The sequence below is a fragment of the Microbacterium sp. NPDC057741 genome, from assembly GCF_042798735.1.
Taxonomy (GTDB): Bacteria; Actinomycetota; Actinomycetes; order Actinomycetales; family Microbacteriaceae; genus Microbacterium.
On sequence record NZ_JBHVJW010000005.1, the window covers coordinates 35,980 to 54,763 of the forward strand.

The following is an 18,784-nucleotide window of genomic DNA, read 5'->3' on the forward strand; positions in this document are numbered from 1 at the left end:
TGACTAGTTCTCGTACCCCGCCTGGATGTCCTTCAGGACCTGGTCGGTCGGACGTCCGTCGATCCAGTTGACCATGCCCTTCCAGAACGATCCGGAGCCCACCGTGGCAGGCATCATGTCGGAGCCGTCGAAGCGGAACGTCGTCTTGGGGTCCTGCAGCAGCTTCATCGCGTCGGTGAGGAACTCGCTGGAGGCCAGCGACGGGTCCGCACCCTTGTTGGCCGAGATGGCACCGCCGAGCTTCACGCGCTCGTTCGCCCACTCCGGGGTGGACATGTACTCCACGACCTTCTGGGTCGCAGCGTCGTCCGAGAAGCGGGTGACGAACTCGCCACCGCCCTCGATCGCCTGCTCGCCCTCGGTCATACCGGGGAGCACGAAGGCGTACACGTCGCCGTCGGGCGCGACCACGGGGGCCTTGCCGTCCTTGGTCTTCACCGTGAGGAAGTTCGCGGTCAGGAACGACGCCTGGTGCGTCAGCGCGCAGGTGCCGTCGGCGACCTTCGCCGCGACGTCACCGAAGGCGGTGGAGTTGATGCTCTTCACGTCGCCGAAGCCGGCGTTCACGTACTTCGGGTCGAGCAGGATCTTGCCCGTCTCGTCGAAGGCCGTCTTGATCTTGGCGTCGGTGAAGGGCACCTTATTGGCCACCCAGTCGTCGTAGGTCTCGGGGCCCGCGGTGCGCAGCACCATGTCCTCGATCCAGTCGGTGCCCGGCCATCCGGACGCATCGCCGGACTCGAATCCAGCGCACCACGGCGCCGTCCCGGTCTTCTCCTGGATGCTCTTGGTGAGGGTGAGCAGCTCGTCCCAGGTCTTCGGGACCTCCACGCCCCATTCCTTGAACTTCGCGGGCTGGTACCAGACGTAGCCCTTGACGTTCGCGAGCATCGGCGCGGCGTAGAACGTGCCGTCGGAGCTGCCGTACGACTTCCAGTCCTTGCCCCAGTACTCGTCGACGTTCTTCGCGACGGCGTCGGTGCCCTTCTGCACTTCACCGGTGCCGATGAGCGACTGCAGCAGTCCGGGCTGCGGCACAATCGCGACGTCGGGCGCGGATCCACCGTTCACCTTCGTGACGATGTTGCCCTCGAAGCCCTTGTCGCCGGTGTACTCGACCTTGATGCCGGTGTCCTTGGTGAACTTGTCGAAGGACTTGTTGAGGGAGTCCGCCTCTGATGCCGTGATGCCCCCGGCGATCTTGACCACCTTCCCCGAGCCATCCGTGGAGCCCCCATCGCTCGGGCCTGCCTCCGCGCAGCCGGACAGGACCAACGCGGCCGCGCCGACCAGGGCGAGGGGAGCGAGAAGGCGGTATCGCTGTGACAAAGCCATGTGATTTCTCCTCTTCGAGTGCTTGTCGATGTGCTTGACGGCTGCCTTGCGGCATCCCTTCAGGAACCGATTCCAGCCCAACCTATCCGGCCTCGGTGCACCGGCACAATGCCGGAACGATTACAACAGGGCAACCATCTGCTCCCGTCGTGGGAGCGCTCCCACAGCCTAACCCATGGAACCGGTTCCGTATATGCACGCGTTCCGATACGCTGTGCCGGAGCCGTGTGCGGACCGGAGGAACAATGAGCACGATCGCCGATGTCGCCGCCCGCGCGGGGGTCTCGAAAGCGACCGCGAGCCGCGCCCTCAGCGGCCACGGCTACGTCTCGGAGGAGTCCCGCGACCGCGTGCGAGCCGCCGCCGAGGACCTGTCCTACGTCGCGCACTCCTCGGCGATGAGTCTCGCCACCGGCCGATCGCTGTCGGTGGGTGTGATCATGCCCGAGCTGCACCGGTGGTTCTTCGCCGAGCTGCTCGCCGGCATACAGGACGCACTGTTCGCCGAGGGCTACGACCTGGTGCTGTATGGGATCAGGGAGGGGTCGGCAGAGCGCGCACGGCTATTCGAGCACATCCTGCCTCGGCACCGGTTCGACGGCATCATCGCCGTCGGCATCCAGCCCAGTGCCCACGAGCTGGTACGGCTGCTGCAGGTCTCCTCCCCCGTCGTCAGCATCGGGCCGTACAGCGAGGGCACCAGCGCCGTCTCGATCGACGACGCGGTGGCCGCGCGCATCGCGACAGAGCATCTCATCGACCTCGGGCACCGCGACATCGTGCTGCTCGGCGGAAGAGCGGATGCCGAGACCCATGCCGTCGGCGACAAGCGGCGCTTCGACGGCTACCGCGCGGCAATGGTCGCCGCCGGGCTCGAGGAGCACGTCAGGCAGGCATCAGGCGCGCCGACGATGCCGGGCGGCTACGAGGCTGCGGTGCGGGTGCTGGGCGACCGGCGCAAGAGGCCGACCGCCTTCGTGGGCATCTGCGACGAGGCCGCGATCGGTGGCATCGTCGCCGCCCGCAGACTCGGCATCGCCGTGCCCGCCGAATTGAGCGTGATCGGCATCGACGATCACGAGCACGCCGAGATGTTCTCGCTGACCACCATCCGGCAGCATCCGCGTGAACAGGGCGCGGCCGCGGTGCGGCTGCTGCGCGAGCGGATGGAGCACCCGGACGCGGCCGTCCAGCAGACGACCCTGCCGATCGAACTGGTCGCGCGGTCCTCCACGTCAGGCCTGCGCTGACCGAGTGGCCCGGGGACGCAAGAAGGCCCCGGGATCTCTCCCGGGGCCTTCAGAAGCGCGGTGAAGCGAATTACTTCAGGGTCACCGTGGCGCCGGCCTCCTCGAGGGCGGTCTTGGCGGCCTCAGCGGCCTCCTTGTTCGCACCCTCGAGAACGGGCTTCGGAGCGCCGTCGACGAGAGCCTTGGCCTCGCCGAGACCCAGCGAGGTCAGCTCGCGGACGGTCTTGATGACCTGGATCTTCTTGTCACCGGCGGCCTCGAGGATGACGTCGAACTCGTCCTTCTCCTCCTCGGCCTCGGCACCGGCAGCGCCACCGGCAGCACCGGCGACGGCGACCGGAGCAGCAGCGGTGACCTCGAACTTCTCCTCGAACGCCTTGACGAAGTCGTTGAGCTCGACGAGGGTCAGGCCGGCGAACTGCTCGAGCAGCTCCTCAGTGGTGAGCTTAGCCATGATGTATCTCCTAGATTGATGGGGTTTTGGGGTAAAAGATCACCAGGCCGCTCACGCGGCTTCGGCGGTCTCCAGCTTTTCGCGAAGCGCGTCGATGGTGGCGGCAGCCTTGCCCATCGTCGCCTTCATCATGCCCGCGGCCTTCGCCAGCAGAACCTCACGGCTCTCCAGCGAGGCGTACTTGTCGACCTCAGCGGCGTCGAGGGCGTTGCCCTCGAAGATGCCGCCCTTGATCACGAGAAGCGGGTTGGCCTTGGCGAAGTCACGCATGGCCTTCGCGGTGGCGACGAAGTCGCCGTGCACGAACGCGATGGCCGACGGACCCTTGAGGTCGTCGTCCAGAGCGCTGATCCCCGCGTTGTTCGCGGCGATCTTGGTCAGCGTGTTCTTCACCACGGCGTACTCAGCGTTCTGACGGATGCTGTTGCGCAGCTCCTTGAGCTGGGCAACCGTCAGACCGCGGTACTCGGTCAGCAGAACGGCGTTCGAGTCCTCGAATGACTTCGTGAGCTCGGCGACCGATGCATCCTTCTGCGCCATGGTCACTCCTTGATGTGTACGAGATGCCTCACGGAGGTGGGACATCGACCTTGACTCCGGCCCACATGAAGAAAGCTCCGGCGCAAGCGCACGGAGCTCTGAAATCTGATCTCGCACACCTGCGCGGGCCCCTGCTATGCAGTGCTTCGATCGCCTCGCGCTTTCGCGCATGACGATGACCGGCGGTCTTCGGTTGCTCCCAGCTTACGTCATCCGAGACACTCCCCCAAATCGGGCCCGCCCGTCGCGATTCCTCCCCGAACGAACCGCTCCTCGATGAGCGCCGGCTCCTGGCGAGTGAACCACCTGCCTACGAGTGCACCAGGCAGCGACGTCGGTCTGCGGTTCCCTCGTCGCGAACCGGCCCGGCGGCAGCTGGTTCAGTCGCTGAGGGCCAGCGCCCGGAACATGTCGCGCTCGCGCAGCGCCTCGCGGCCACTCGCCGCGACGGGCGCCTGCTGCGGCGGAACCTGCCCCGTGGTGCGGTGGTACAGCTCGTCGATGAGACGCGTGGCCAGGCCCACGAGGCGCCCGATCTCGCGGTCGTCGCGATCGATCCACACCGACTTCGGCTCGTCGTGGATCGGGCGGAAGTCGTCGTGCTCCTCCCACACGAACAGCGTGCGCTCGGCGCCGAGCACGTGCTGCTGCCACCACACCTGGCGCAGGTAGGTGCGCGGAATGGAGCGCCATGACTTGTTCGTGGTCTTGATCTCGGCGAGCAGCACGCGTCCGTCCACCTCCTGCACGATGCCGTCGGGAGTGGCCAGGTGCCGCTTCTCGACCTCGGCGCAGAACAGGGCGGACGAGGGCAGGATGCCGTGGGTCGCCGCGACCCAGGCGGCGATCTCGGGCTCGCGACGGCGGCCGTGGTCCGTGTAGGCGTTGCCGCCGAAGCGTGGACCGGCGCCGAGCTTGGAGTCGGCCGCGCGGGCGATGGATGCCTCGCTGGAGAGCCCCGCGACATCCGTCGCAGTGATCCCTCGTGCCCGAGCGCGGAGCCACGTGACTCGATCGCGGGAGTCCGCGACGATACGCGCTTCGAGTTCCGGGGTCACCTCTCGACCCTACGCCTGTTGCCCAGCGCGTCCGCGCCTCACACGCCGCCAGCACGCCCGCCCACGCCCGCCACCCGCACGTTGCGCCGCCAAGACGCACGGAAGCGCGACGCACGGATCGTACCGGTGGGCGGGGTCGCACAGGGTCTCCGTCTGCGCCGCTCATCAGCGCAACGGCGCGAGGGCGACCGATGCCTCGGCGGCGACCTCTGCGGCGATCGCGTCGAGCAGCGGGGAGCGCAGGTTCCACTGCTGCCAGTACAACGGCGTGCGGGTCGCCTGACCGCCGAGATCGACCAGCCCCTCCACTCCTTGCACGACAGGGATGAGCGCCCAGCCCAGCCCGAGCCGCACCGCCTGCGCGAAGTCGTACGACGCAGGAACGTAGTGCCGCGGCACCGACCACGGGTCGACGCCGCGGGCCCGCAGCCAGTCGTGCTGCAGCTCATCACGCCGGTCGAAGTCGACGAACGGGGCCCTTGCGAGGGCCGCAGGCGTCACGCCGTCCGGCATCCAGCGCTCGAGGTACTCGGCCGTCGCCATCGGACGGTACTCGAGCACGCCGAGCGGCTCGACCCGGCATCCGCCCACCGGGGTGCTCTCCGAGGTGACCGCCGCCATCACCTCGCCCGACTCCAGCAGCCGGGCGGTGTAGTTCTGGTCGTCTCGGTGCAGGTCCACATCGATGTCATGCTCCCGAGCGACCCGCGCGATCGGCGCGAGGAACCAGGTCGCCATCGAGTCGGCGTTCACCGCGAGCGGCACACGCACGCGGGTCTCCCCCGCTTCATCGGGCGACAGTCCGAAGGCGGTGATCGTGTCGTGCTCGAGCAGCGCCACCTGCCGGGCCAGGCGCACCAGCGCCTCGCCGGCCTCGGTGGCGCGCACCGGCTTGGAACGCACGACGACGACACGGCCGAGCCGCTGCTCCAGCGCCTTGATCCGCTGACTCACCGCCGACGGCGTCACATGCAGCCGCCGCGCGGCCGCGTCGAAGCTGCCCTCGTCGATGACGGCGGCGACGGTCGCGGCGAGCTGGGCATCGATCTGCACATAAGCGATGCTAATGCTGATGCAGTTCTCTTCGTTGGAGTTCATGCCGCCACGGATCTAGCGTTGGAACGTGCTCACCCTGCTCGCCGGCCTCGGCCTCATGTACTCGCTGATCATCGCCGTCGGCGCGCAGAACGTCTTCGTGCTGCGTCAGGGCATGCGCCGCGAGCACGTGCTTCCGGTCGTGCTGATCTGCGCGGCATCCGATGCCCTGCTGGTGCTGGTCGGCACCGCCGGGCTCGGCTATCTCGTGAACTCGGCTCCCTGGCTGATCGTCGTCGCTCGCTGGGCGGGCGGCATCTCGCTGGTCGCGTACGGGATCTTCGCCGCCCGCCGAGCATGGGCGAAGGGCGGCGAGTCGCTGGCCGCAGAGACAGAGGCGGATGCCGCGGATGCGACATCCGGAGGCACCTCGGTGAAGACCGGCACCCGACTGGCGCCGGTCATCCTCGCCACCCTCGCCTTCACGTGGCTGAATCCGAACGTGTACCTCGACACCGTGCTGCTGATCGGCGGCATCGCCGCCACGCACGGCGACCAGCGCTGGCTGTTCGCCACCGGCGCGATCATCGGCAGCATCACCTGGTTCTTCGCGCTCGGCTACGGCGCGCGCTACCTCGGGCGCTGGCTGCGCACGCCGCGCGCCTGGCGCATCCTCGACACCGCGATCGCCGTGCTTCTGGTCACGATGGGCATCGCCCTCATCGTGCCGGTATTCGCCGGCTGATCTCAGCGGCGGTCGTCAGGAACGACGCAGCGACGGGTCGTCGATCTCGGCCATGCGGGCTGCCACGATCGCGCGGATGGCGTCGTCGGGCAGCGGATGCTCCGGCTGGAACCGGATGGTGCCCTTGGCGTGCTCGAACCCGTCCAGAGCGCCGGCGACGACCTCCGGCACCCGCCCGCTGAACGGGTACAGGCCGATGTGCTTCCTGGTGCGCATCACCGAGATCAGCGCCTTCCCGCCGTGCAGCAGCGCCGGCATCCCGTAGCTCGTGCCCTGCTCGGTCTCACCCGCCGTCGCACGTGCGATGTCGTAGACGTGCGTGATCACCGCTCGATCGGCCGGCTCGAGCCCTGCGAGGTAGTCGTCCACGGTGCCCATGCGTTCATCCTCGCATCGACGGCGCTCGATATCATCGGGTCATGACCGATTCCTCCGCCGAGGCGCCCCTCGACGAGGACGCGCCACGGGTCAGAGGCCGTTACGCGAAAGGTGTCGCCCGCCGTCAGGAGATCCTGGACAAGGCGATCGAGGTGTTCGCCCGGCGCGGGTCGCAGAAGACGTCGCTGCGCGCGATCGCGCAGGAGGTGGGCGTCACGCACGCGGCGCTCACTCACTACTTCGGCTCGCTCGAAGAGCTTCTGGTGGAGGTCTACCGCGAGTCGCAGCGTCCATCCGATGACGAAGCGTGCCTGGAGCTCGATGCCAGCCCTGCGATGGCCATGCGACGCTCGGCCGAGCAGAACCGGCGAATCCCCGGCATGGTCCAGCTCTACTCGACCCTCACCGCGACTGCGCTCGAGGATGATCATCCTGTCGCACAGGAGTACATCACCGCGCGCTTCGCGCGACTGCGCGAGGAGATCGCAGGCCAGGTGCGCGGTCTGCAGGATGCCGGCCGGCTGCGCGCCGACCTGGATCCGGTGCTCGTCGCCGCGCTGGTCGTCGCCGCGTCCGACGGACTGCAGACCCAATGGCTCCTCGACGACACGGTGAATCATGAGGACGCGCTCGAACTTCTGGACCGCCTGCTGCGCACCGACGCGCCGAACGGATCGGACGCATCGGACTGATCCGGGTCACCGCAGACCCGGTCCGCGACCGGGCCTGCGGCGGACGTCACAGCGTGGCTGCGAAAGGATCGAACCCGTCCGGCAGCAGAGGCACCGGTGCGACGGTGCTCTCCACGACGACGGTCTGGCCCGTCGCCGCCGACTCCTCGGCGGAGAGCAGCGTGTCGAGGACGTGGAATCCGAGCTCGCCCGACGCGACGTGCGGGCGGCCCTCCGCGATCGCACGGGCCATGTCGAGAGCGCCCATGCCCCGGCCGACCGCGATGTCCTCGTGCTCGATCTCGATCCACTCCTGCTCGACGGACATGCCGTCACGGAGCGCCCCGAGAGGCTTGACGTAGGCGATGCGCCCGGCGAAGAAGTTCGGGTCAGGGATTACGATGCTGCCATCGGTGCCGTGGATCTCGACGACTCCATGGCGCTCGAGTGCCGAGTCGAAGCTCAGCACGCTCTGCGCAGCAGCGCCCTGCTCGAAGGCGGTCACGATCTGCATCGTCGAGGGCACCTCGACGGGGAAGGTGTCGCCGGCGTGGGGACCGGTGTGGATCTCGCGCTCCGCACGTGCCTTCGTCCCCACAGCAGCGACGCTGGCGACCGGACCGAACAGGCTCACCAGGGCCGAGAAGTAGTACGGTCCCATGTCGAGCAGCGGACCGGCCCCCTTGGCGAACAGGAAGCCGGGGTTCGGATGCCACAGGTCGGGCCCCTGCGTCTGAAAGGCGGTCTGAGCGAACAACGGACGCCCGATCACGCCGCCGTCGATCGCGCGACGCGCGGCTTGGAAACCCGCGCCGAGCAGTGTGTCGGGCGCCGAGCCCACGCGTAGCCCGGCATCCACCGCCTCGCGCAGCAGCAGGGCGGCGCCGTCGCGGTCGAGACCGAGCGGCTTCTCGGTCCAGACGTGCTTGCCCGCGGCGACGGCCGCGCGCGAGACCTCGACGTGCACAGCGGGAACCGTGAGGTTCACCACCAGATCGACACCCGGGTGAGCGAGCACGTCCTCGGCCGAACCCGACGCCGCCACACCGTGCTTCTCGGCCTGCGCCTGTGCGCGGTCGCGCAGCAGGTCGCCGACGATGAGCACCTCGGTGTCGGGGAAACTGCCGAGGTTCTGCAGGTAGGTGTCGCTGATGACTCCGGCGCCGATCACGCCGATCCCGATCGCGCTCACAGGGAGAACCCGCCGTCGGTGAGGAAGGCGTAGCTGGCGGCGATGTCGGCGAAGACGTCACCCGGCGCGTTGTCGTACTCGATGATGGCGTACTGCAGCGCCGATGCCGCACGCAGCGCCTCGGCGAGCGGGACGTCACCGGTTCCAGCGTGCCGCTGTTCCAGCTCCGCAGAGCCGAACTCCGCGGCATCCGGTCCGAACGGATTCACCGCGGGAGCGATGCCGTCTTTGACATGCGCCGCCACCAGCCGATCGCCGAGCCGGGAGACCAGTGCGGGCACGTCCTGACCACCCACGAGCGCCCAGTACAGGTCGAGTTCGATGATGACGCGCTCGCCGGTGAGGGCGACGAAGCGCTCATAGGCGCTCTCGCCGTCGAAGTCGGCGACGAACTCCTGCGCGTGATTGTGGTAGCCGACCTCGAGACCGAAGGTCGCGGCCGTGTCTGCGAGCCTGTTGAGCCGGTCGGCGATGTCGGTGACGCCGTCGAGGGTCAGCCAGCGGGCCGGGGCGACGAACGGATCGATGACCGTCTTCATCCCGATCTTCGCTGCAGCCTCGAAGACCACCTCCGGCGCGGGCGTGGGGATCGATCCGTCCGGCGTCCACAGCTCGTCGCTCAGCAGCGGCGCGTGACCGGTCGGCGATGCGAGACCGGATGCGTCGAGGGCGGCGCGGATCCGGTCGGGGCGGCCGACGAAGTCGAACGCCTCGACGTTGCGGAGCCCGATGGCGGCGAGCCTGTCGAGCGATCCCTCCATGTCTGCGGTGAACTCCGCCGCGAGGGTGTACAGCTGTACCGAGGTCTCTGGTAGGGCCACGTCGACCTTCCTTTGTCATGGGTGCGGGCCCGAACGGCCCCGCGGACGAGAATAGCAGAATACCTCCATGTGGAGGTATTAGTCCCGCCTCAGTGATGACGACGCACGCAACGCAGAAGACCCCCGCCCCGGAGGGCGAGGGTCTTCGTGATGAGCGTCAGACTCAGATGGCGTTGACGTCCAGCGGGATGCCGGGGCCGAACGTGGTCGACACGGCGCCCTTCTGGATGTAACGGCCCTTCGAGCTGGACGGCTTCAGGCGCACGATCTCCTCGAGCGCGGCCTTCATGTTCTCGTCGAGCTGCTCAGCCGAGAACGAGGCCTTGCCGACGACGAAGTGCACGTTGGCGTGCTTGTCGACGCGGAACTCGATCTTTCCGCCCTTGATCTCCTCGACGGCCTTGGCCGTGTTCGGGGTCACGGTGCCGGTCTTCGGGTTCGGCATCAGACCACGGGGGCCCAGCACCTTACCCAGACGACCGACCTGGCCCATGAGCTCAGGGGTCGCGACGGCGGCGTCGAAGTCGGTCCAGCCTGCGGCGACCTTCTCGATCAGCTCGGTGCCACCGACCTCGTCGGCGCCCGCGGCGATGGCGGCCTCAGCAGCCGGGCCGTTGGCGAACACGATGACGCGGGCCGTCTTACCGGTGCCGTGCGGGAGGATGACGGTGCCGCGCACCATCTGGTCGGCCTTGCGGGGGTCGACCGAGAGCTTCAGCGCGACCTCGACGGTCGAGTCGAACTTCGCCGAGCCGGTCTCCTTGGCCAGGACGACAGCCTCGGTGGGCGTGTAGAAACGGTCTGCCTCGATCTTGGCGAGGGCGGCGTTGTAAGCCTTGGACTTAGCCATGATTATTCTCCTCAGCCCTCGACCGTGATGCCCATGGAACGGGCGGTACCGGCGATGATCTTCGACGCGGCCTCGATGTCGTTCGCGTTCAGGTCGGCCTGCTTGGTCTCGGCGATCTGACGGACCTGGTCCTTGGTGATCTTCGCGACCTTGACAGTGTGCGGCGTGGCGGAGCCCTTGGGCACACCAGCGGCCTTCTTGATCAGCTCAGCAGCCGGCGGGGTCTTCAGGATGAACGTGAAGCTGCGGTCCTCGTAGACGGTGATCTCCACGGGGATGACGTTGCCGCGCTGCGACTCGGTCGCGGCGTTGTACGCCTTGCAGAACTCCATGATGTTGACGCCGTGCTGACCGAGCGCGGGGCCGATCGGCGGCGCCGGGTTAGCTGCACCGGCGTTGATCTGAAGCTTGATCAGGCCGGTCACCTTCTTCTTAGGTGCCATTGTGATTCCTTTCTCGAGCGGATGCCCCGAGGCATCCCTCTCCCGCGGATCCGGCATCTCCGGAGCGCGGTGCTGTCTGCGCGCACGCCGACCCTTCGCCAAGCTCAGGGAGCGGCGCACAAACCAGACAAGTCTACCCGATCAGAGCGGATGCCGCGTGCGCGGTGCCCCGTCGCTCTGATAGAGCGCGATGATCCGCTCGCCGAGCTCGCGCAGCGCCGCGCGCACCTCAGGAGGACCGATCGCCTCGGCGACGCCCGCCCAGCCCGCCAGCTGCTCGGCGAGCGCATCGACCCGGTGCGCGCGCACCTCCATGAGTGCGCGCCCGTCCTCATCCGGCTCGGCCTCCAGCACGAACGCTTGAGCGCCGAACCGGTCCTGAAGCGCTCGCACGGCCCACGGTTCCACGCGCACCAGTGCCCGCGCGGAACCGCGGAGGTCCTCGACGCGCTCGACCATCCGCGCCCAAGCCTCCGCGACATCGAACCCGTCCGGCGCCCTGCCGTGCTCCGGCAGCAGCGTCAGCTCACGGATGCGATCGATCCGATACATCCGAAGCCGCTCCACGTCCGCGGCATCCGTCCCACCCTGCAACGGGGCGCCGAGCAGGTACTGCCTGCTTCCCCGGTTGCCGATGACGAGCGGCACCAACTCGATCCCGACCCTGGCGAGGGACCCGTCGTAGTCGGCCTGCACCCGGTGCCGGCCTGCGATCGCTCGTTGCAGCGTCGCGACCGTCGCCGAGGTCGCCTCGTCGGCGACCTCGCCCCACGGTGCATCCCGGACCGTGGATGCGGCAACGCGCTGCGCGCCCTCTCGGAACGGCGCCGGCATGGCGCGCACCAGCTTGCGCACCGCGGCGATGCGCTCTGGATCGGCATGGCCGCTCTGGCTCAGCCCGATCAGCAGCGAGGTGACCTCGCCCTCGGTCAGCCCCGTGAGGTCGGTCCGGGCACCGCCGATCAACCGCCAGCCGCCGCCTCTGCCACGAGTCGGGTAGATCGGAACGCCCGACATCGCCAGCGCCTCGAGATCGCGGCGCGCGGTGGGCACCGACACCTCGAGCTCTTCCGCGAGCTCGGCGGCGGTGATCTGCGGGCGCCCCTGCAGCAGCAGGAGTGCCTGGATCAGCCGATCTGCACGCATTTCGAGATTCTTTCCGAGAAGTTTTTTAAGTGATCAGAGGATGAGCACTTCACCCTTCAGCATAGAAGTATCAACAGTTCACCGAAGGAGAAACGACATGTTCCGTGGCCTCGCCAACCTCAACCTCGTCGCCGACGACATGACCGCCGCCGTCGACTGGTACACGCAGGTGTTCGATTCGGCCCCCTACTTCGTGCGACCAGAGCAGGGCCCCGCACAGTACGCCGAGTGGCGCTTCGGCGATGATGACGACGAGTTCGCCCTGATGGACGCCCGGTTCCGCCCCGCGCTCCCCCAGCCCGGCGGCGCCCTGGTCAGCATGCACGTCGACGACATCCAGGCGTCCTACGACCGCCTGATCGCCCTCGGCGCCACCCCGTTCGACCCGGTGACCCAGCGCGGAGAGGGCTGGTACTCGGCATCCGTCAGCGATCCGTTCGGCAACCTGGTCGGCCTGATCCAGAGCCCGCACTGGGCGTCTCAGCACGCCTGACACCGCCGAACGCGAAAGCGGCCGTCCCCGAGGGGACGGCCGCTTTCGTGCACTTCGTCAGGCTCAGCGCCCGATGTCAGATCATCTTGGTGACCTGGTCGAACGACAGCTCGACCGGGGTCTCGCGCTCGAAGAGCGACACCAGCACGGTGAGCTTGCCGCTCTCGGGCTTGATCTCGCTGATCGAACCGGGAAGGCCGGCGAACGAGCCCTCCTTGATGGTGATCGTCTCGCCGATCTCGAAGTCGACCTCAGCTGCGACCGGGCGAGCCACAGCCGTGCCGCCCTTGGCGGTGATGGACTTCGCGGTCGGAACGTCCTTCACCTCGACGAGGGACTTCAGCATGTTGAAGGCCTCTTCGAAGCGCAGCGGGGTCGGGTTGTGCGCGTTGCCCACGAAGCCGGTGACACCGGGCGTGTGGCGGACGACCGACCAGGTGTCCTCGTTGAGCTCCATGCGCACCAGCACGTAGCCGGGGATGCGCACGCGGGTGACCATCTTGCGCTGGCCGTTCTTGATCTCGACGACGTCCTCCATCGGGACCTCGATCTGATAGATGTCGTCCTCGACCTCGAGCGTCGACTTGCGCTGCTCGATGTTGGCCTTCACCTTGCGCTCGAAGCCGGCGTAGGAGTGGATGACGTACCACTTGCCGGGCAGCATGCGCAGGTCGAGGCGGAAGGCCTCGTACGGGTCCTCCTCGGCCTGCTCGTCGTCGGACTCCTCAGAGTCGTCGCCGAGCTCGGGGCCGTCGTAGGGGGTGACCTCGGCCGCCTCCTCGGCTTCCAGCTCGGCGGCCTCTTCGGCAGCCGAATCGGTCAGAACCTCTGCGGCGGCCTCAGTCTCGGCCGTCTCGTCCAGGTTGAGAGCGTCGTTCACGATCGCGTCCGCCTCCGGGTCGTCGATGTCTTCAGTGTCGTCATCGGTCTCGTCGATTTCCTCGTCGTCCTCGATGTGCAGGGCGACGTGCTCGACCGCGGTCGCAGAGAGCTCTTCGGCGGCGAGGACGTTCCCCTCCTGGGACTCGTCCTCCTCGCTCGACTGCTCGGCCGCGGTCGCCCAGTCGGCGTCGTCGGAATATCGTTCAGACACTGTGCTTCTTTCCGTTCACTGCGGCGGATGCCGCAGGGGCGTCACTTGCCGGGGACTCCGAACACCACGTGCGTGAGGTATCCGAAGACTGTGTCCAGGCCGTACACGACGCCCATCACGATCAGCACGAACACGAGCACGACCAGCGTGAACTTCACCAGTTCCTTGCGGGTCGGCGTGACGACCTTGCGAAGCTCGGCGATCACCTGCCGGAAGAACAAAGCGATTCGACCGAAGAAGCCCAGCTTCTTGTCGCGGGTGGCGGTACCGCCGAACGCTGCGACCTCGCCGCGCGGTTCGTCCTGATCCATCCTGCACGTACCTTTCGTGGTCAGCGTCGCGCTGACGCGCAGGGCGGACAGGAATCGAACCTGCAACCTGCGGTTTTGGAGACCGCTGCTCTGCCAATTGAGCTACCGCCCTAGAGACCCGGAGGCCCCTGGGATCCGCATCCCCGCACCGACCAGGGGCACGGCGAAAGAATGCAGACAACTGCCCCACCAGTGTACGACATCCGCGACCCTCCTCCGAACCGAGGTCGGAGCGGGCGCTCGAGCCGGGGCAGGAACCGGCCCCCTGTTAGGCTCTGCGAGCGGCCGCGAACGGGAGGGGACAAGTGACCGAGGAGATGCAGCAGTTCCAGGTGGATCTGCGGGGTGTCGTCGACCTTCTGAGTCGCCACATCTACTCGAGTCCCCGGGTATATCTGCGAGAGCTCCTGCAGAACGGCAGGGATGCGATCACGGCGCGTCGCGAGGTGGACGGCGGCGGCGGGACCATCCGGATCACGCCGCTCTCCGAGCACAGCGCCGAGTTCGTGCTGCGCGACGACGGTGTGGGTCTGACCGCCTCCGAGGTCGCGGAGCTGCTCGCGACCGTGGGCCGCAGCTCCAAGCGCGACATCTTCGATCTGCCGCGCAGCGACTTCCTCGGCCAGTTCGGCATCGGCCTGCTGAGCTGCTTCATGGTCGCCGACAGCATCGTGATCCGCTCCCGGAGCGCCCGGGGCGGAGCGTCCGTGGAGTGGACGGGCAACGCCGACGGCACCTTCGTGGTCGCCGAGCTCGACGAACAGCTGCCGATCGGCACCAGTGTGCACCTGGTGCCGCGCTTCGACGCCGGCGACCTGCTGAGAGGCCCCGCCGTGCGCGAGCTCGCGCAGACCTTCGCCGAGTTCCTGCCGGTGCGCGTGGTGCTCGACACCCCGGCGGGCGACGTGGACGTCACGCGCCCCGCGCCGTTCCTGGACGGCGCGATGACGGATGCCGCGTGGGCCGACGCCGCCCGCGGCTACGGCCGCGACCTCATCGGCGCCGCCCCTCTCGACGTCATCGAGATCGCGGAGCCGGGTACCGGCACCCGGGGACTCGCCTACGTGCTGCCCTACGCCCCGCCTCCCGGCGCCCGGCAGGCGACCCGCATGTACCTCGGCCGGATGCTGCTCTCGGAGCACACCCCCGATGTGCTGCCGGACTGGGCCTTCTTCGTGCGCGCCGTGGTCGACTCCACCGGCCTGTCCCCCACGGCCAGCCGCGAGTCCCTGGTCGAGGACCCTGCGCTCGAGCACGCCCGCGAGCAGCTCGGCGCCGGCATCCGCCGCTGGGTGCTCGAGCTGGGGCTGCGCGAGCCGCACCGTCTGGCGCAGTTCGTGGCGGTGCACGAGATCGGCCTGAAGTCGCTGGTGCGCCACGACGAGGAGCTGGCCCGCTTCATCACACGCTGGCTGACCGTCGAGACCACGCACGGCACGATGCGTCTCGGCGATCTCGCCGAGCGCTTCCCGCTGGTGCGGTACGCCGCATCCGTCGACGAGTTCCGCCAGGTCGCGGGCATCGCCCGCCCCGGCGAAGTGCTCGTCAACGGCGGGTACCTGTACGACGCGGACCTGGTGCGGATGCTGCCGGAGCTGTACCCGGGCGTCACCGTCGAGAAGGTCGACGTCACCGGCGAGCTCGACCGCCTCGACCCGCCGCCGCTGGATGACCGCGACGCCGCGGTCGCCCTCGAGGAGCGCGCGAGCGCCGTGCTCGCCGCATCCGGCTGCGCGGTCGTGGTGCGCACGATCGACCGTCCGGAGCTCACCGGACTGTACGTCGCCGACCCGGATGTACTGCGCGCGATGGACCGGACGCGCACCAAGGGCATCACCGGTTCGCTCTGGGGAGGCGTGCTCTCGCGCATCGACGACCAGGTCGGCGCCGCCCGAGACGACGACCTCGCCGCGCGGCTGTGCCTGAACTGGAGCAACCGCGTCGTGCGCGCTCTCGTCGGGGTGCAGGACGACGCCGTGTTCGCGCGCACCGTGCAGCTGCTCTACATCCAGTCGCTGCTCGCCGGCCACCATCCGCTGTCCGACGCCGACCGTACGCTCATGACCACGGCGCTGGCCGATCTCGTGACCCTGTCAGCCGGCCTCGAGGCCGACGTCTTCCCCTTCGACGACCTGCGCTGACCCGGCGCGACCTGCACCCAGAAGGAGCACCATGTCCCAGCCGACCGCCCGTTTCGCGCAGCTGCTCGAGGAGATCGACCGCACGCCCTGGGGACCAGCCGAACAGGCGCTGACGGCCGAGGCCGTCGCCCTCGCAGTCGAGATCGGCGACGAGCAGCTGGAGTACCGTGCGCGGATGCGGCAGACCGCGTCGGCGAACATGGGCGGCGCCACCGACGTGATGCTGAACTCGTTCGCCTGGTGCCTGGCACGGCATGACGCCGACCCCGCGCGCTTCCCCGCCGACATCGAGAACGGCGGCGCCGACCTGATGTGGCAGTTCAAGTGGATGGCGGCATCGCTGCGCTCCTCTCCGGCGTTCTCGCAGGAGCAGATCGCCGCGGTGCTCGACGACATGGAGGCGCACTACCGCGCCGCCGGCATCGGCATGAGCGGCGTGCTCACGGCACGTTTCGAGGACGCGTGGGATGCCGGCCGGATGGACGAGGCCGAGGAGCTGCGCGTGCGCCTGGAGGCGACACCGCGCGACGACTACAGCCACTGCGACGCCTGCGGTCGCAGTCAGATCGCCGGCTTCTTCGCCGCGACCGACCGCGAGGAGGATGCGGTCCGCCTGGTCGAGGAGATGATCGAGGGCGGCTTCTCCTGCGGCGAGGAGCCCGAGCACGCGCTCTCGCGCGCCCTGATCCCCTACCTGCACCTCGGCCGCTTCGAGGAGGCGAAGGCCGCGCACCTGCGCAGCTACCGCCTCGCGAAGGACAACCCCGACAATCTCGTGATCGTCGCGAACAACATCGACTTCGCCGCGCTCACCGGCAACGAGGCGCGCGCCCTGACGATGATCGAGCGGCACCTGCCCTGGCTCGCGCACGACCAGCTCAACGTCGACGGGCATCACGCCGCCCTCAGCACGATCGCCTTCGCCCTCGATCGCGTCACGGCTGCCGGCCACGGCGGTACGCCGGTGCGCGGAGCGGATGCCGCGGCGCTCGTGCCTCTCTTCGGCGAGCACGACGGCGTCTGGACCGCCGAGCAGCTGGCGGCCGCCGCATGGGCCGCGGCCGACCGCATCGGCGCCGCGTTCGACGAACGGGACGGCACCGACGGGCACACGCAGCGCCGGGCCCGCATGCAGCAGCTCGCCGCCGAGCACTACGACGTGCCGATCCGCTCCGACGTCTTCGCCCCCGCGCCGACGGTCGATCCCGTGGACGCCGACGGCTGGTACGACCGTGCGGTCGCCATCGGCAGCTACGGCTCCGAGCAGGATGCGCTGGCGGCCGCCGACCGCGCCGAGTCGGCCGGGCTGTCGGATGCGGAGAAGCGTGCACGGATGGTCGGGCTGCGCATCGGCGCCCTGGTGGCGCTGGAGCAGCTCGATGCGGCATCCGCTCTGCTCGCTCCGCGACTCGCGGAGCTGCGCGCGTCCGCGCAGGACGACCAGGCCGCGCTCGAGGAGCGCCTGGGCCTGGCGATCTTCGGCCGCAGCACTCCCGAGGACATCGCGGACCTGGAGCGCGAGTGGACGGATGCCGCGGCTCTGTCTGCTCGCCCGCGCGCCGATCTGGCCCTGACTCTCGCATCGGTGCGCGCCGGCGAGGACGCCCCCTCCACGCTGGAACTGGCCGCCCAGGCGGAGCAGATCTATGCGGAGGTCGGCGAGAACCGGCTCGCCACCACAGCGACTCTCACCGCCGCGGTCACGCTGCTGCGCGCCGAGCGCACCGCGGAGGCCGCGGAGCTGCTGGATCGCATCGTCGAGGCCGACCGGGTGAACGACGGCCACCGCGCCAGGGCGCTGGATCTGCGCGCCCGGGTGCGTGGTGGCATGGGCGAGTTCGCGGCGGGCGCGGCCGACGCCGACCGCGCGGCCGGCCTGCTCGCCGCACTCGGTGCCGAACGCGCCCTCGCGAACGCGCAGCTGCTGGCCGGTGCGCTCTGGGAGGACGCCGGCGAGCCCGACCAGGCCGTCGTCCGGTACCGCCTCGCGGCGCGACTCGTGTCCGAGCACGGAGGCGACCGTGAGGGCGTGGAATTCCGGCAGGCACGGGCGATGCTCGCCGCCGGTGACGCTGCCGAGGCCGCGGAGCTGCTCAGCGACGTGCTGCAGCGCGAGGAGAACGCGGAGGCACCGGCGGGATCGCGCGCGATCACCGTCGGTCTGCTGGCGCGGGCGCTCGCGGGTTCGGGCGAGTTCGGCCAGGCGGTCGGTGCGTTCGGCTACCAGGCCGGGCTGCACGCCGAGGCGGAGGAGCCCGCCGACCAGGCGCTCGCGATGCTCGAGCAGGCGCGCATCCTCGCCCGGTTCGGCGAGATGGACGAGGCGATCGAAACTCTGGAGGAGGCCGCAGAACTGGTGCGCCCCACCGAGGCCGCCGGGGCGATCACCCAGGTGCTGCACGAGCTCGGTCAGGGCTACGGGGCGCAGAAGGACGAGCGCGCCTTCGCCCTGTTCGACGAGGTCGCACGGGTCGCCGCCGAGAACGACGCGGCCTGGCTGATCGCCGATGTGACGGACTCGCGCGGCCGTGCATTCGCCGAGCTCGGCAGAGTCGACGAGGCCGTGGCCGCGGCGCTGACCGCCGCCGACGGATTCGCCGGGCTGGGCGATGCCGGATCGGCCGGCGGATCGGAGCTGTTCGCCGCCCGCGTGCTCACCGAGGCCGGCCGCCGCGACGACGCCGTTCCGCTGTTCCGCAGCGCGATCGAGCGCGCCGAGCAGATCCCGCCGCTGCGCCAGGTCGCCGCGCTGGAACTGGGCGACGTGCTCGAGGCGCTCGGCCGCAGTGGCGAGGCCGCCGAGGCGCGGGCGATCGCGGAGGCCTGAC

The 18,784-nt window shown here is 69.1% G+C and carries 19 protein-coding genes and 1 tRNA gene; 6 read left to right on the forward strand and 14 right to left on the reverse strand.

Annotated elements, in window-relative coordinates; all coding sequences use genetic code 11:
- Window positions 1-3: 3 nt before the first annotated feature.
- Window positions 4-1,335, reverse strand: coding sequence for an ABC transporter substrate-binding protein (locus ACFVDO_RS15375; RefSeq protein WP_378859540.1), 1,332 nt, complete (start codon window positions 1,333-1,335; stop codon window positions 4-6).
- A 245-nt stretch (window positions 1,336-1,580) separates the two neighbouring features.
- Here ACFVDO_RS15375 and ACFVDO_RS15380 point away from each other — a divergent pair, with 245 nt between their 5' ends.
- Window positions 1,581-2,585: a LacI family DNA-binding transcriptional regulator gene (locus tag ACFVDO_RS15380; RefSeq protein WP_378859541.1), complete on the forward strand. Its 1,005-nt coding sequence runs from the start codon at window positions 1,581-1,583 to the stop codon at window positions 2,583-2,585.
- Window positions 2,586-2,655: 70 nt separating this feature from the next.
- Here the strand turns inward: ACFVDO_RS15380 and rplL are convergent, their stop codons facing one another.
- The 4 genes from rplL to ACFVDO_RS15400 all read right to left on the reverse strand — a co-directional run bounded on the left by rplL (window position 2,656) and on the right by ACFVDO_RS15400 (window position 5,690).
- Window positions 2,656-3,039 (reverse strand): 50S ribosomal protein L7/L12, encoded by a 384-nt coding sequence (gene rplL / locus ACFVDO_RS15385; RefSeq protein WP_157310551.1) that lies wholly within the window; start codon window positions 3,037-3,039, stop codon window positions 2,656-2,658.
- Between the two features lie 51 nt (window positions 3,040-3,090).
- The gene (gene rplJ, locus ACFVDO_RS15390; protein ID WP_378859542.1) at window positions 3,091-3,579 is read right to left on the reverse strand and encodes a 50S ribosomal protein L10; all 489 of its coding nucleotides are present in this window, start codon (window positions 3,577-3,579) and stop codon (window positions 3,091-3,093) included.
- 380 nt (window positions 3,580-3,959) lie between these two features.
- On the reverse strand, window positions 3,960-4,637 hold the full coding sequence (locus tag ACFVDO_RS15395; RefSeq protein ID WP_378859543.1) for a YqaJ viral recombinase family protein: 678 nt from the start codon (window positions 4,635-4,637) through the stop codon (window positions 3,960-3,962).
- 165 nt (window positions 4,638-4,802) lie between these two features.
- On the reverse strand, window positions 4,803-5,690 hold the full coding sequence (locus ACFVDO_RS15400) for a LysR family transcriptional regulator ArgP (protein ID WP_378859544.1): 888 nt from the start codon (window positions 5,688-5,690) through the stop codon (window positions 4,803-4,805).
- 70 nt (window positions 5,691-5,760) lie between these two features.
- Here ACFVDO_RS15400 and ACFVDO_RS15405 point away from each other — a divergent pair, with 70 nt between their 5' ends.
- Window positions 5,761-6,417, forward strand: a complete 657-nt coding sequence (locus ACFVDO_RS15405) for a LysE/ArgO family amino acid transporter (protein WP_378859545.1) — start codon at window positions 5,761-5,763, stop codon at window positions 6,415-6,417.
- Window positions 6,418-6,432: 15 nt separating this feature from the next.
- On the opposite strand, the gene ACFVDO_RS15410 is transcribed toward ACFVDO_RS15405, so the two are convergent.
- Window positions 6,433-6,795, reverse strand: coding sequence for an iron chaperone (locus ACFVDO_RS15410; protein ID WP_378859546.1), 363 nt, complete (start codon window positions 6,793-6,795; stop codon window positions 6,433-6,435).
- A gap of 41 nt (window positions 6,796-6,836) precedes the next feature.
- Here ACFVDO_RS15410 and ACFVDO_RS15415 point away from each other — a divergent pair, with 41 nt between their 5' ends.
- Window positions 6,837-7,487, forward strand: a complete 651-nt coding sequence (locus ACFVDO_RS15415) for a TetR/AcrR family transcriptional regulator (protein WP_378859547.1) — start codon at window positions 6,837-6,839, stop codon at window positions 7,485-7,487.
- Window positions 7,488-7,533: 46 nt separating this feature from the next.
- On the opposite strand, the gene ACFVDO_RS15420 is transcribed toward ACFVDO_RS15415, so the two are convergent.
- The 5 genes from ACFVDO_RS15420 to ACFVDO_RS15440 form a co-directional block, all read right to left on the reverse strand.
- Complete coding sequence (locus tag ACFVDO_RS15420; protein ID WP_378859548.1) at window positions 7,534-8,658, reverse strand: Gfo/Idh/MocA family protein; 1,125 nt, start codon at window positions 8,656-8,658, stop codon at window positions 7,534-7,536.
- Complete coding sequence (locus ACFVDO_RS15425) at window positions 8,655-9,479, reverse strand: sugar phosphate isomerase/epimerase family protein (protein ID WP_378859549.1); 825 nt, start codon at window positions 9,477-9,479, stop codon at window positions 8,655-8,657. Before ACFVDO_RS15425 ends, ACFVDO_RS15420 begins: the two co-directional genes overlap by 4 nt.
- A 163-nt stretch (window positions 9,480-9,642) precedes the next feature.
- Window positions 9,643-10,332: a 50S ribosomal protein L1 gene (rplA, locus tag ACFVDO_RS15430; protein ID WP_236126782.1), complete on the reverse strand. Its 690-nt coding sequence runs from the start codon at window positions 10,330-10,332 to the stop codon at window positions 9,643-9,645.
- Window positions 10,333-10,340: 8 nt separating this feature from the next.
- On the reverse strand, window positions 10,341-10,772 hold the full coding sequence (gene rplK / locus ACFVDO_RS15435; RefSeq protein ID WP_056312763.1) for a 50S ribosomal protein L11: 432 nt from the start codon (window positions 10,770-10,772) through the stop codon (window positions 10,341-10,343).
- A gap of 141 nt (window positions 10,773-10,913) precedes the next feature.
- Window positions 10,914-11,918, reverse strand: coding sequence for a helix-turn-helix transcriptional regulator (locus tag ACFVDO_RS15440; RefSeq protein ID WP_378859550.1), 1,005 nt, complete (start codon window positions 11,916-11,918; stop codon window positions 10,914-10,916).
- A gap of 97 nt (window positions 11,919-12,015) precedes the next feature.
- On the opposite strand from ACFVDO_RS15440, the gene ACFVDO_RS15445 reads away from it, so the two are divergent.
- Window positions 12,016-12,411: a VOC family protein gene (locus ACFVDO_RS15445; RefSeq protein ID WP_378859551.1), complete on the forward strand. Its 396-nt coding sequence runs from the start codon at window positions 12,016-12,018 to the stop codon at window positions 12,409-12,411.
- 76 nt (window positions 12,412-12,487) lie between these two features.
- Here the strand turns inward: ACFVDO_RS15445 and nusG are convergent, their stop codons facing one another.
- From nusG to ACFVDO_RS15460, 3 genes are all read right to left on the reverse strand, one after another.
- Window positions 12,488-13,504, reverse strand: coding sequence for a transcription termination/antitermination protein NusG (gene nusG / locus ACFVDO_RS15450; RefSeq protein WP_378859552.1), 1,017 nt, complete (start codon window positions 13,502-13,504; stop codon window positions 12,488-12,490).
- A gap of 41 nt (window positions 13,505-13,545) precedes the next feature.
- Window positions 13,546-13,815: a preprotein translocase subunit SecE gene (gene secE, locus ACFVDO_RS15455; RefSeq protein ID WP_378859553.1), complete on the reverse strand. Its 270-nt coding sequence runs from the start codon at window positions 13,813-13,815 to the stop codon at window positions 13,546-13,548.
- Window positions 13,816-13,854: 39 nt separating this feature from the next.
- A tRNA-Trp gene (locus tag ACFVDO_RS15460) sits at window positions 13,855-13,927 on the reverse strand.
- A gap of 205 nt (window positions 13,928-14,132) precedes the next feature.
- Between ACFVDO_RS15460 and ACFVDO_RS15465 the strand changes: the two genes are divergently transcribed.
- Together ACFVDO_RS15465 and ACFVDO_RS15470 are read left to right on the forward strand one after the other, a co-directional pair.
- Window positions 14,133-15,956: an HSP90 family protein gene (locus ACFVDO_RS15465; protein ID WP_378859565.1), complete on the forward strand. Its 1,824-nt coding sequence runs from the start codon at window positions 14,133-14,135 to the stop codon at window positions 15,954-15,956.
- A 31-nt stretch (window positions 15,957-15,987) separates the two neighbouring features.
- Complete coding sequence (locus ACFVDO_RS15470) at window positions 15,988-18,783, forward strand: hypothetical protein (protein ID WP_378859554.1); 2,796 nt, start codon at window positions 15,988-15,990, stop codon at window positions 18,781-18,783.
- Window position 18,784 lies beyond the last annotated feature (1 nt).

Excerpts from the sequence above, each read along its gene's own strand:
- ACFVDO_RS15465 (WP_378859565.1), top strand. The coding sequence starts at position 14,133 with ATGCAGCAGTTCCAGGTGGATCTGCGGGGTGTCGTCGACCTTCTGAGT.
- ACFVDO_RS15410 (WP_378859546.1), bottom strand. The coding sequence starts at position 6,795 with ATGGGCACCGTGGACGACTACCTCGCAGGGCTCGAGCCGGCCGATCGA.
- ACFVDO_RS15415 (WP_378859547.1), top strand. The coding sequence starts at position 6,837 with ATGACCGATTCCTCCGCCGAGGCGCCCCTCGACGAGGACGCGCCACGG.
- rplJ (WP_378859542.1), bottom strand. The coding sequence starts at position 3,579 with ATGGCGCAGAAGGATGCATCGGTCGCCGAGCTCACGAAGTCATTCGAG.
- rplL (WP_157310551.1), bottom strand. The coding sequence starts at position 3,039 with ATGGCTAAGCTCACCACTGAGGAGCTGCTCGAGCAGTTCGCCGGCCTG.
- ACFVDO_RS15470 (WP_378859554.1), top strand. The coding sequence starts at position 15,988 with ATGTCCCAGCCGACCGCCCGTTTCGCGCAGCTGCTCGAGGAGATCGAC.
- ACFVDO_RS15375 (WP_378859540.1), bottom strand. The coding sequence starts at position 1,335 with ATGGCTTTGTCACAGCGATACCGCCTTCTCGCTCCCCTCGCCCTGGTC.
- rplK (WP_056312763.1), bottom strand. The coding sequence starts at position 10,772 with ATGGCACCTAAGAAGAAGGTGACCGGCCTGATCAAGCTTCAGATCAAC.
- secE (WP_378859553.1), bottom strand. The coding sequence starts at position 13,815 with ATGGATCAGGACGAACCGCGCGGCGAGGTCGCAGCGTTCGGCGGTACC.
- ACFVDO_RS15440 (WP_378859550.1), bottom strand. The coding sequence starts at position 11,918 with ATGCGTGCAGATCGGCTGATCCAGGCACTCCTGCTGCTGCAGGGGCGC.
- ACFVDO_RS15445 (WP_378859551.1), top strand. The coding sequence starts at position 12,016 with ATGTTCCGTGGCCTCGCCAACCTCAACCTCGTCGCCGACGACATGACC.
- ACFVDO_RS15380 (WP_378859541.1), top strand. The coding sequence starts at position 1,581 with ATGAGCACGATCGCCGATGTCGCCGCCCGCGCGGGGGTCTCGAAAGCG.